11 protein-coding genes are annotated in these 11,929 nt (G+C 67.2%); 3 read left to right on the top strand and 8 right to left on the bottom strand.

Annotation, left to right across the window (positions count from 1 at the left end; genetic code table 11):
* The first annotated feature begins 22 nt into the window (after positions 1–22).
* The 3 genes from narI to R9B84_RS22995 all read left to right on the top strand — a co-directional run bounded on the left by narI (position 23) and on the right by R9B84_RS22995 (position 3,454).
* Positions 23–709 (top strand): respiratory nitrate reductase subunit gamma, encoded by a 687-nt coding sequence (gene narI / locus R9B84_RS23005; RefSeq protein WP_423762395.1) that lies wholly within the window; start codon positions 23–25, stop codon positions 707–709.
* 75 nt (positions 710–784) lie between these two features.
* The gene (locus R9B84_RS23000; RefSeq protein ID WP_423762394.1) at positions 785–2,710 is read left to right on the top strand and encodes a type IV pili methyl-accepting chemotaxis transducer N-terminal domain-containing protein; all 1,926 of its coding nucleotides are present in this window, start codon (positions 785–787) and stop codon (positions 2,708–2,710) included.
* Positions 2,711–2,722: 12 nt separating this feature from the next.
* On the top strand, positions 2,723–3,454 hold the full coding sequence (locus tag R9B84_RS22995; RefSeq protein WP_423762393.1) for a response regulator: 732 nt from the start codon (positions 2,723–2,725) through the stop codon (positions 3,452–3,454).
* Positions 3,455–3,467: 13 nt separating this feature from the next.
* On the opposite strand, the gene R9B84_RS22990 is transcribed toward R9B84_RS22995, so the two are convergent.
* From R9B84_RS22990 to R9B84_RS22955, 8 genes are all read right to left on the bottom strand, one after another.
* Entirely contained in the window at positions 3,468–4,229 is a 762-nt protein-coding gene (locus tag R9B84_RS22990) for a FadR/GntR family transcriptional regulator (RefSeq protein ID WP_047902565.1), read from the bottom strand.
* A gap of 68 nt (positions 4,230–4,297) precedes the next feature.
* On the bottom strand, positions 4,298–5,188 hold the full coding sequence (locus tag R9B84_RS22985) for an amidohydrolase family protein (protein ID WP_423762392.1): 891 nt from the start codon (positions 5,186–5,188) through the stop codon (positions 4,298–4,300).
* Positions 5,189–5,273: 85 nt separating this feature from the next.
* Positions 5,274–6,215, bottom strand: a complete 942-nt coding sequence (locus R9B84_RS22980; protein WP_423762391.1) for an ABC transporter substrate-binding protein — start codon at positions 6,213–6,215, stop codon at positions 5,274–5,276.
* 71 nt (positions 6,216–6,286) lie between these two features.
* On the bottom strand, positions 6,287–7,324 hold the full coding sequence (locus tag R9B84_RS22975) for an ABC transporter permease (RefSeq protein ID WP_423762390.1): 1,038 nt from the start codon (positions 7,322–7,324) through the stop codon (positions 6,287–6,289).
* 19 nt (positions 7,325–7,343) lie between these two features.
* A complete protein-coding gene (locus R9B84_RS22970) occupies positions 7,344–8,882 on the bottom strand; it encodes a sugar ABC transporter ATP-binding protein (protein ID WP_423762389.1) in 1,539 nt (512 codons plus the stop codon).
* A 21-nt stretch (positions 8,883–8,903) separates the two neighbouring features.
* The gene (locus tag R9B84_RS22965; RefSeq protein ID WP_423762388.1) at positions 8,904–9,680 is read right to left on the bottom strand and encodes an SDR family oxidoreductase; all 777 of its coding nucleotides are present in this window, start codon (positions 9,678–9,680) and stop codon (positions 8,904–8,906) included.
* A gap of 67 nt (positions 9,681–9,747) precedes the next feature.
* Positions 9,748–11,025: an L-fuconate dehydratase gene (locus R9B84_RS22960; RefSeq protein WP_243566799.1), complete on the bottom strand. Its 1,278-nt coding sequence runs from the start codon at positions 11,023–11,025 to the stop codon at positions 9,748–9,750.
* 23 nt (positions 11,026–11,048) lie between these two features.
* On the bottom strand, positions 11,049–11,891 hold the full coding sequence (locus tag R9B84_RS22955) for an ureidoglycolate lyase (protein ID WP_423762387.1): 843 nt from the start codon (positions 11,889–11,891) through the stop codon (positions 11,049–11,051).
* Positions 11,892–11,929 lie beyond the last annotated feature (38 nt).

Raw genomic sequence — 11,929 nt, 5'->3', positions numbered from 1 at the left:
CGTTCAGCCACAAGGTTTCGCCATGTCTTACCTGAACACCTTTCTCTTCGGCATCTACCCGTACCTCGCCGCCGCGCTGTTCCTGTTCGGCAGCCTCGTGCGCTTCGAGCGCGAGCAATACACGTGGAAGACCGACAGCTCGCAGCTTCTGCATCGCGGCGCGCTGCGCATCGGCAACATCCTGTTCCATGTCGGCGTGCTCGGCCTGTTCTTCGGGCACCTGGTCGGCCTGCTCACGCCGGTCGCGGTCTGGGACGCGCTCGGCGTGTCGCACCATGTCAAGCAGTACGTCGCGATGACAGCGGGTGGCATCATGGGCACGCTGTGCCTCGTCGGGCTCGCGATCCTGCTGCACCGCCGCCTGACACAGCCGCGCATCGCGGCGGTCACGCGCACGAGCGACAAGATCCTGCTCGCGTGGCTGCTGGTCACGCTGCTGCTGGGCCTGTCGACGATCGTCGCGTCGGCATCGCACACCGACGGCGCGATGATGGTCAGCCTGATGACCTGGGCGCAGCATGTCGTCACGTTCCGCGGCGACGCCGCCTCCTACGTCGCCGCTGCGCCGCTGGTGTTCAAGGCGCACCTGTTCATGGGCATCACGCTGTTCGCGATCTTCCCGTTCACTCGCCTCGTGCATGTCTGGAGCGGGTTCGCGTCCGTCGCCTACCTCGGACGCGCGTGGCAACTCGTGCGGGTGCGGCGTTAAGCCTCACGCGCGACCATGTCGCAGCCCCCGTGCGCACGCGCGGGGATAATCGATGCGGTTCCTTTCTGTCCGACCATGCCGCCCGAAATCCGCTCCGGCGCACCATTGCGCCACCGTCTCTCGACGCGCATCGCCGCGCTATCGGCGGTGGCGCTCGCGCTCGTGCTCGCGATGGTCGGCAGCACGCTGTGGCTGTCGTGGCAGCTCGAAGGCGCGGGCGCGGCGATCAACGACGCCGGCAGCCTTCGGATGCGCGCCACGCGCGCCTATGTCGACGCCGAGCTGCACCGGCGCGACACCGGCCTGCCGTCGGTCGACGCCGAACTGGCCGCGATCGACGGCACGCTCCAGCGGCTGCGCCACGGCGATCCTTCGCGTCCCCTTTTCCTGCCCGATACCGAATCGATCCGCCACCTGCTCGAAGCAGTCGATACACGCTGGGCGTCGGAACTCAAGCCGCTCGCGCTCGCGATGGTTTCCCGCCCCGATACGGACGCGGCACGTTCGGCCTACGGCGCCGCGCTGCCGGCGTTCATCGCCGACGCCGACCGGCTCGTCGGCGAGATCGAACTCGACAATGCGCGCAAGACGACGCTGCTGCGCCTGTCGCAAATGGGGCTCGGCCTGCTCGCGTGCGCCGGCGCCATCGCCGCGATCTACCTGCTCTATCTGTGGATCATCCTGCCGGTGATCCGGCTGCGCGACGGGCTCACATGCATCGCGTCGCGCGAGTTCGACGCGCGTTTGCCCACCGACACACGCGACGAATTCGGCGATCTCGCGCATGGCTTCAACCGGATGGCCGGCGAGTTGCAGGCAGCGTACACGGGCCTGGAAGAGCACGTGCGGCACAAGACCGCGCAGCTCGCGTCGCGCAATCGCGAACTGACCGCACTCTATGAAATCGCGGCGTTCCTGAACAGCCCGCTGGGCGTCGACGACATGTGCCGGGGCTTCCTGCAGCGCGCGATCCGGCAATTCGACGCCGACGCCGGCACGATCCGCGTGACAGATACCACCGGCAACAAGCTGCATCTGCTGCTATCCGAGGGCTTTCCCGATGCGCTCGCCGAGCCCGAACGCTGCATGCCGGTCGGCGATTGCCACTGCGGAGCGGTCGTGCGCGACGGCACGGCCGCCGTACTGCAGGATCTGCGCAACAGCGGCACGCCATGCGCGCGCGAGGGCCTGATGGGCGTCGCCGTGTTCCGCATCGTCACGCAGGACGCGACGCTCGGGACGTTCTCGCTGCATTTTCGCGATCCCGCGCGGCTGCCCGCCACCGAGCGGCGCGTGCTGGAAACGCTCGGCCGGCATCTCGGCATCGCGCTCGACCACGCGCGGCTGTCGGCCGGCGCACGCCAGCTCGCGGTCGCCGAGGAACGCAACCTCGTTGCGCAAGGGCTGCACGACAGCATCGCGCAGAGCCTGAATTTCGTGAACCTGCAGGCGCAGATGCTCGACGACGCCATCTCGCACGACAGGCTCGACGATGCGCGCGAAACCCTGCCGATGCTGCGCCAGGGCATCGAGCAAAGCTATGCGGATGTGCGCGAGCTACTCGTCAATTTCCGCACGCGGCTCGCGCAGGGCAACTTGCACGCGGCGATCGTCGAGACCATCGCGCGCTTCGAGTCGCAGACCGGTATCGGCATGACCCTCGACGAACACGACGGCGACGGCGCCCCGCTGCCGCCCGACCAGCAGCTCCAGGTGCTGTTCATCCTGCAGGAGGCGCTATCGAACGTGCGCAAGCACGCGCGTGCACGACACGTCGTCGTTACGGTCGAGAACGGTGCCGCATTCCGCCTGCGCGTCGACGATGACGGCTGCGGCTACGATCCTGCCGCGCTCGATACGACGGGCCATGCGCAGGTCGGCCTTGCGATCATGCGCGAGCGCGCCGCGCGACTGCGCGCGACCTTGTCGCTGTCGAGCCGGCCCGGCCACGGCGCGCAGGTCGAACTTCTGCTGCCCGCCGCGGTTCGGCAGGCAGCCTGACGAGTGAACGATATGACGATACGCGTACTCCTGATTGACGATCACACGCTGTTTCGCAGCGGACTCAAGCTGCTGCTGCAGCGCCAGCCCGATTTCGAGATCGTCGACGACGCGCCCGACGGCGTCGAGGGGCTCAAGCGCGCCAAGCAGCACCAGCCCGACGTGATCCTGCTGGACCTCAACATGCCGGGCCTGTCCGGGCTCGAGACGCTGCTGCTGCTCGTGCAGGACGTCCCGAACGCGGCCGTCGTGATCCTGACCGTGTCCGAGGATGCGGAGGAGCTGACCACCGCGCTGCGTGACGGCGCGATCGGCTACCTCGTGAAGAATGTCGACGCCGACACGCTCGTCGCCGGCATCCGCAAGGCGGCCGCGCACCAGCCCGTGATCGCGGACAGCATGACCGCGAAATGGATCGCGAGCCTGCGCACGACGCCGGCCGCAACGCCGACGCCCGCCGCCGCCCCGGCCCAACCGGCCGGTGCGACGCTTACGCCGCGCGAGCACGAGGTCGTACGCGCGCTTGCCTGCGGCGCAAGCAACAAGGAAATCGCGCGCACGCTGGATGTCGCCGAAAGCACGGTAAAGAACCACATCCAGAACATTCTGAAGAAATTCAACCTGGCGAGCCGCGTTCAGATCGCCGTCTATGCGGTCGAACACGGAATCGCCGACGTCGATCGTTCGCAAAGAACGCTTCACGCCGGGCATGCCGCGCCAAAGCCGTGCGTTATCGCGGGCTAGGGCCTGTTCACGCTCAATCGAGCGCCCGCCCGAAGATACGGATCACTTCGTCGAGATGCTCGGCCATCGCGCGGCGCGCGGCCTCCGGGTCGCGCGCGCGGATCGCGTCGAGGATCGCGCGGTGTTCCAGTTCCGACCGGTGCGGCATGTCGTTCGGCATGTACAGCGACTGCAGCCGCTGGAACATCAGGTCGTACTTGTGCGCGAGCAATTGCTTGATCATCAGCGCATACGCGGGGTTGTCGCTCGCTTCCGCGATGCGGATATGGAACAGCCGGTCGCCCGGATGCGTGAGCGAACCGCTGCGGTTGTCTTCCTGGTTGCGCAGGAACGCTTCGTGGATCCCTTCGATCTGCTCGTCCGAACCGTGCTTCGCGGCGAGCGACGCGGCTTCCGGCTCGATCAGCCGGCGCGCCTGCAACAGCGCGAACGGCGGGATTTCGGTGTCGAGGTCGAGCGCGATGCCGAGTTCGGGATCGATCTCGACGATCGTGAACGGCGCGGCCTTCGCATCGGGCTCGGGCTCGGGCGCGGCGGCCGTTTCGGGATGGCGCACCTTCACGCCGTCGCCGACGCGCACGCTGACGAGCCCGCTTACTTCGAGCGCGATCAGCGCTTCGCGCACCGACGTGCGCGACACGCCGAACTGTTCGGCCAGTTCGCGTTCGGGCGGCAGATAACTGCCCGGCGGGAAATCACCGGACTCGATCATCGCACTGAGCTTGTCGGCGATCTGCTGGTAAAGGCGGCGGTTCTGAATCGGCTGGATGGACATACGTTGATGCAGGTGATCGGTTTCGTTGCGGACGGTCCGACGAATCGCACAGGCCGTTCGCGCCTATTTTATATGCCGCGCTTCGTCGCGCCCGGAACCGCATAACAATGCGCGGCCGTGCCGCCCCACAGCGCGTTGCGCTCGGCGGCCGACAGCCGCGCTTCGGCCCAGCGCTCGACGATCGACGCCACTTCGTCATACGACGCGGCAAGCAGGCACACGGGCCAGTCCGACCCGAACATCAGCCGCTGCGGTCCGAACGCGTCGAGCGCCGCATCGAGGCACTGCTCGATATGCCGGATGTCCTGCGCGCGCAGGCCGCGCCGCCAGTCGGCTTCGGTCACGAGCCCCGACAGCTTGCACGCGACATGCGGCATCGCGCCCAGTTCGCGCAGCGCCGCGCGCCAGCGCGGCAGCGCGGTTTCGTCGCGCTCGAACTCGGCCAGCGCGGGCTTGCCGACATGATCGAGCACGAGCCAGTGCGCGTCGTGGCGTGCGCAGAACGCGCGCACGTCCGGTAACTGGCGCTCGAACACGAGCACGTCGTACACATAGCCGTTCGCCTGCAGCCACGCGACGCCGCGATTGAAACCGGCATTCGCGACGAATGCACCGACGTCGGCTTCGTCCTGCACCTGGTGACGAAAGCCGCGCAGCTTCGGGCTGCGCCATTCGGCGACACGGTCGGCAAGCTGCGGCGCGCCGAGATCCTCCCAGCCGACCACCGCCGCGATGCGCGCATCGTCGCGCGCGAGATCGAGCAGGAACGCCGTCTCGTCGCGCCCGGCGCGCGCCTGCACCGCGATCGACGCGCCGAGCGCCTGCGCATGCATCGGCGGCCACAGCGCGTCGGGCAGGTAATCGCGCGCCAGCACGCCCATCCCGGCGCCGATCCACGGATAGTCGGCCGCGCGATAACGCCAGAAGTGCTGATGGGAATCGATACGCACTGCGCCCATGGTGTCCTCGTGTTCCGCTTCGGCAAGCCATCTCGCGCCGCCGCACACGCTACCCGCCGCGTGCGGCGATGCCATGACACGCCAATCAGTCGTACAACGCCGCCGCGACCTTCGGATCGTCGATATTGGTCTTGTCGTACCAATAGAAACCGGTATCGATGACCTTCGGCACCTTCTCGCCCTTGATCGCCTTCACGGCTGCCTCGACCGTCTTGTAGCCGATCCCGACCGGGTTCTGCGTGATCGCGCCGGCCATCAGCCCGCTGCGGATCGCGTCCTTCTGCTGCTTGCCGGAATCGTAGCCGACGATCACGACCTTGCGCTTCATTTCGCGCACGCCGTTGACCACGCCGATCGCCGAGCCTTCGTTGGTACCGAACAGCCCCTTGAGCTTCGGATACGCCTGCAGGATCGACTTCGTCACCTCGGTCGACTTCAGCTGGTCGCCTTCGCCGTACTGCACGGTCACGACCTTCACCTTCGGGTGCGCCGCCTTCATCCGTTCGAGAAAGCCGTCGCGGCGGTCGATGCCGGTGCGGCTCGTCTGGTCGTGCGCGACCACGGCCACCTCGCCCTCGTCGCCGATCAGCGCGGCAAGCTTGTCGGCGGCGAGCGATGCGGCGGCCTTGTTGTTGGTCGAGGCCGTCGTCACCGGGATATCGCTGTCGACGCCCGAGTCGAACGCGATCACCGGGATCTTCTCGGCCTGCGCCTTCTTCAGCAGCGGCAGCGCGGCCTTGCTGTCGAGCGCCGCGAAGCCGAGCGCGGCCGGCTTCTTCGCGATCGCGGCGGACAGCATGTCGATCTGCTTGTCGACCATCGCCTCGGTTTCCGGCCCTTCGAACGTCACCTTCACCTTGTAGTCCTTCGCGGCCTGCAGCGCGCCCGATTTCACGGCCTGCCAGAACTGATGCTGGAAGCCCTTCGAGATCAGCGGGATGTAGGTTTCCTGCGCCTGCGCGCCGGCCGTGACGCCGACGGCGAACGTCAGCCCGACGATCGCGTTCAACACCTTGCTCCTGATCACTTCGCGTCTCCTTTTTTCGTATCGAATGGAATGCCGGCAGAAACCGGCGGTGAAGCCCATGCGTGCGTGTGTCAACGGCGCCGCCGGCGCAGGATGTCGACGTAGACGGCGAGGATGATGATCACGCCCGTCACGACCGTCTGCCATTCCTGCGCGACCGACATGATGCGCAGGCCGTTGGTCAGCACGCTCATGATGAACGCGCCGATGATGGTGCCGACGATGCTGCCCGCGCCGCCCGACAGCGACGTGCCGCCGATCACGACGGCCGCGATCGCATCGAGCTCGTAGCCCTGCCCGAGCGCGGGCTGCGCGGAATTCAGCCGCGACGCGATCAGGAGCCCGGCGATCCCGCACACCGCGCCGCTGAACGTGTAGACCGCGATCTTCCACGCGTCGACGTTCACGCCGGACAGCCGCAGCGCTTCCTCGTTGCTGCCGAGCGCGAACGTATAGCGGCCGAAGATCGTCCGGTTCAGCACGATCGATGCGCCGATCGCGACGAGAAACAGGATCAGCACTGCGTTCGGGATTGGCAGCGCGGGGATCAGGTTGCCGATCAGCGAATCCTGCGCGATCGACGTGAAGCCCGGCGTGTCGTTGAAGTAGATCGGCCGCGTGCCCGAGATCACGAGCGACAGCCCCTTGAGCAACATCATCATGCCGAGCGTCGCGATGAACGGCGGCACCTTCATCTTCGCGATCACGAAGCCCGACACGCAGCCGGACAGCGCGCCGAACAGCAGCGCGGCCAGGATCCCGAGCGGCAGCGGCATCCCCCACTTCGTCAGCACGACGCCCGCCATCACCGCGCAGAACGTCATCAGCGTGCCGACCGACAGGTCGATGCCCGACGTGATGATCACGTAGGTGCAGGCGACGGCCAGCACGCCGTTCACGGCGGTGGCCTGCAGGATCGTGACGAGGTTGTCGACTTCGAGGAAGTTCGGCGACGCGATGCTGAAGAACACGATCAGCAGCACGAGGCTCGCTAACGCGAGCAGCTTTTGCCGCGCGGCCGGGTTGAAGAAGCGGGCTCGGAAGCCGGCGGCGCCGGCCTGCGAATCGCCGGAAGCCATGGGCGGGACGGGATGCGTATCGTTGGGCATGATCGGGTAAGCGTCTGAATCAGGACAATACGGTCGACTCGCGCTGCGTCGCGAGCTGCATGATCTTTTCCTGCGTGGCATCGGCCGCGCGCAATTCGCCGGTGACGCGGCCTTCGCACATCACGAGAATCCGGTGGCTCATGCGCAGCACCTCGGGCAGTTCCGACGAGATCATCACGATCGCCTTGCCGTCGGCGGCGAGCGCGTCGAGCAGCTTGTAGATCTCGCTTTTCGCGCCGATGTCGATGCCGCGCGTCGGCTCGTCGAAGAACAGGATGTCGCAGTCGCGCAGCAGCCACTTCGCGATCACGATCTTCTGCTGGTTGCCGCCCGACAGCAGCCGTGCGGGCTGCGCGACCGACGGCGTGCGGATCGCGAGCTGCCGCACATATGCCTGCGCGGTGTCGCGCATTCCGCGTGCATCGAGGAACAGGCCGCGGCGCACGAAGCGGCGCATGCTCGACAGCGCGATGTTGTTCTGCACGTCCATCCCGACCGCGAGCCCGAAGTGCTTGCGATCCTCGGACAGGTAGCCGATGCCGTGCGCGACCGCGTCGGCCGGCGTGCGGATCGTCACGGTCTTGCCGTGCACGCGAATCTCGCCCGCGTCGACCGGGTCCGCGCCGAACACCGCGCGCGCGACCTCGGTGCGACCCGCGCCCATCAGCCCCGCGAAGCCGAGGATCTCGCCGCGCCGCAGCGTGAAGCCGACATCGCGGATCGTGCGGCCGCGCGACAGCCCTCGCACTTCGAGCGCGACGTCGTTCGCGGACGTGTCGGGCGGCGTGCGGTGCTCCGTATCGAGCTGGCGGCCGACCATCATCGCGATGATCGCGTCCATCGACGTGCCGGCCATCGGCACGGTCGCGACGTACTTGCCGTCGCGCATCACGGTCACGCGATCGGCGATCTGGCGCAGCTCGTCCATCTTGTGCGAGATGTAGACGATGCCGACGCCGTGCGTACGCAGGTCGCGGATGATGCGGAACAGTTCGGCGATCTCCGCGTTGTTGAGCGCGGCGGTCGGCTCGTCCATGATCAGCACGCGCGAGTCGAACGACAGCGCCTTCGCGATCTCGACCATCTGCTGCTTCGCGACCGTCAACCGGCCAACCGGCGTGCGCGGGTCGAGATCGAGCCGCATCCGCTGGAAGATCGCGGCGGCGTCGCGATTCAGTTTGTCTTCGTCGACGAACACGCCGAAGCGGCCGCGCGGCTCGCGGCCGATGAAGATGTTCTGCGCGACGCTCAGGTGGTTCATCAGGTTCAGTTCCTGATGGATGATGCCGATCCCGAGCGCCTGCGCGGCGCGCGGGTCGGCGATCTCCACCGCGCGGCCGTCCATCAGGATCTCACCGTCGTCGCGCTGGTACACCCCGGCGAGGATCTTCATCAGCGTCGACTTGCCGGCGCCGTTCTCGCCCATCAGCGCATGCACTTCGCCGGCATGGAGGTCGAAACGGCAGTCGTCGAGCGCCTGCACGCCCGGAAAGCGCTTGCCGATGCCGCTCAACGCAATCAGCGGCGGCGCGGCGTTCAGGTTCGGATCGGATTGCATGGGGTCGAGGTTCCGCTGCATTCAGCCGATCGCGCGGTCGAGATGCGTATAGCCGCCATCGACGAACAGCCACTGGCCCGTCGTGTGCGATGCGCGCGCCGACAGCAGGAACACGGCCGTGTCGGCGATCTCGTCGGCCGTCGTGAAGCGCTGGCCGAACGGCACCTTGCTTGCGATTTCGGCGAGCTTCGCATCGGGATCGTCGAAGCCGGCGAGCCAGTTCTTGTAAAGCGGCGTCATCACCTCGGCCGGAATCACTGCGTTCACGCGCACACCGTCGTCGCGCAACGCGACGGCCCATTCGCGCGTCAACGCGAGCTGTGCGCCCTTCGACGCGCAATAGCCGCTCGTATTGCCCTGCCCGGTGACGGCCGTCTTCGACGAGATGTTGACGATCGCGCCGCGCGTCGCCTTCAGGTGCGGCACGCAGTAATGCGCCATCACGTAGTAGTGGACGAGATTGCGCTCGAGCGACGCGACGAACGCGTCGCGCCCGGCGTCGAGGCCGATGCTGTCGTTGATGCCCGCGTTGTTGACGAGGCCGTCGATGCGGCCGAAGCGTGCGACGGTCTGCGCGACCGCATCGCGGCACTGCGCGTCGTCCTGCAGTTCGACCGACACGCACGCGGCGCGCGGCTGCTTCTGCTCGAGTTCGCGCCAGAATGCGTCGTGGGGCGCGTGGCGCGCGAACACCACCGGAATCGCACCTTCGCCGGCGAGCCGCATCGAGATCGCGGCGCCGATGCCCGATGCACCGCCGGTCACGATCACGACCTTGTCTTGCAGGTTCAAATCCACTTCGCGTCTCCGTCGTTCATGTTGTCGCCGCGCACGACGCGCATCGTGCGTCGTGCATCGCCGTGCTTCAGCCGCGGAACAGGTACTGCTCCAGCGATTCGGGCTTCATCTCGATCGAGAAACCGGGCGCCGTCGGCGGCATGTATGCCGCGCCGCGCACCACGCACGGCTCGACGAAATGCTCGTGCAGGTGATCGACGTATTCGGTCACGCGCCCTTCCTTCGTGCCGGAAATGCACACGTAGTCGATCATCGACAGGTGCTGCACGTATTCGCACAACCCGACGCCGCCCGCATGCGGGCACACCGGCAGCCCGTACTTCGCGGCCATCAGCATCACCGCGAGAATCTCGTTCACGCCGCCGAGCCGGCACGCGTCGATCTGCACGACGTCGATCGCGCCGCGCGCGATGAACTGCTTGAACAGCACGCGGTTCTGGCACATCTCGCCGGTCGCGACCTGCACGGGCGCAATCGCCTTGCGGATCTTGCGATGCCCTTCGACATCGTCGGGACTCGTCGGCTCCTCGATGAACCACGGCCGCGCGAACGCGAGCTCGCGCACCCAGTCGATCGCCTCGTCGACTTCCCACACCTGGTTCGCGTCGATCATCAGCTTGCGGTCCGGGCCGATCACCTCGCGCGCGATCGTCACGCGGCGGATGTCGTCCTCGAGGTTCGCGCCGACCTTCAGCTTTACGTAATCGAACCCCGCATCGACGGCTTCGCGGCACAGCCGGCGCAGCTTGTCGTCGCTGTAGCCGAGCCAGCCGGCCGACGTCGTGTAGCACGGGTAGCCGTCGCGCTCCAGCGTCGCGATCCGCGCGGCCTTGCCCGGCGCCTGCCGGCGCAGCAGGTCGAGCGCTTCGTCCGGCGTCAGGCAGTCGGTCAGGTAGCGGAAGTCGATCGTACGCACCAGCTCCTCCGGGCTCATGTCGGCGACGAGCCGCCACAGCGGCTTGCCCACCGCCTTCGCCCACAGATCCCACACCGCGTTGACGACGGCGCCCGTCGCCAGGTGGATCGCGCCCTTGTCGGGGCCGATCCAGCGCAACTGGCTGTCCGACGTGACGTGCCGCCAGAAGCGGCCCATGTCCTCGCGGATCCAGTCGAGGTCGAGGCCGACGACGAGGTGGCGCATCGCGTCGATCGCCGCGCAACAGATTTCGTTGCCGCGCCCGATCGTGAACGTGAGCCCGTGACCTTCGAGCCCGTCGCGGTCGGTTTCGAGCACGACGTAGGCGGCCGAATAATCGGGGTCCGGATTCATCGCATCGGAGCCGTCGAGCTGCTGCGAGGTCGGAAAGCGCACGTCGAGGACGCGCATCGATCGAATGATAGGCATGACGAACCGTCCGTTAAAGGAAATCAGGCCTGCACGGTGCGCTGGCGCTGCTCGCCGAGCCCGTCGATGCCGAGCGTGATCACCTGCCCGGCGCGCAGGTAGACGGGCGGTTTCTGCCCGAGGCCGACGCCCGGCGGCGTGCCGGTCGAGATCACGTCGCCTGGTTGCAGGCTCATGAAGCGGCTCAGGTAGCTGATCAGGTGCGGCACGCGGAACACCATCGTCGCGGTCGAGCCGTTCTGGTAACGGTGGCCGTCGACGTCGAGCCACAGCCGCAGCGCCTGCGGATCGGGCACTTCGTCGGCCGTCACGAGCCACGGGCCGAGCGGCCCGAACGTGTCGTTGCCCTTGCCCTTGTCCCACGTGCCGCCGCGTTCGAGCTGGTATTCGCGCTCCGACACGTCGTTCACGACGCAGTAGCCGGCGACGTGCGACAGCGCGTCGGCTTCGTCGATATAGCGGCCGCCCTGGCCGATCACCACGCCGAGCTCGACCTCCCAGTCGGTCTTCTCCGAGCCGCGCGGAATCTCGACATCGTCGTTCGGCCCCGAGATCGCGCTCGTCCACTTGCCGAACACGACGGGCTCCTTCGGCACCTCCATCCCCGATTCGGCCGCGTGATCGGAATAGTTGAGCCCGATGCAGATGAACTTGCCGACGCGGCCGACGCACGCGCCGAGCCGCGGCGTGCCTTCGACGAGCGGCAGCGACGACGGCGGAATGTCGCGCAGCCGCGCGAGCGAGGCCGGCGACAGCGCGTCGCCGGCAATGTCGTCGATCACGCCGGACAGGTCGCGGATGTGGCCCTGCGCATCGAGCAGGCCCGGCTTTTCATGGTGTTTGTCGCCAAATCGCAGCAGTTTCATGGGGTTGTCTGAACGGAAACGGAAAGTGAATGGGAAGG

Source organism: Burkholderia sp. NLJ2 (genome assembly GCF_049487195.1).
GTDB lineage: Bacteria > Pseudomonadota > Gammaproteobacteria > Burkholderiales > Burkholderiaceae > Burkholderia > Burkholderia pyrrocinia.
The sequence above is the reverse complement of the archived record's forward strand: the minus strand, read 5'-3'. Positions and strand labels throughout refer to the sequence as shown.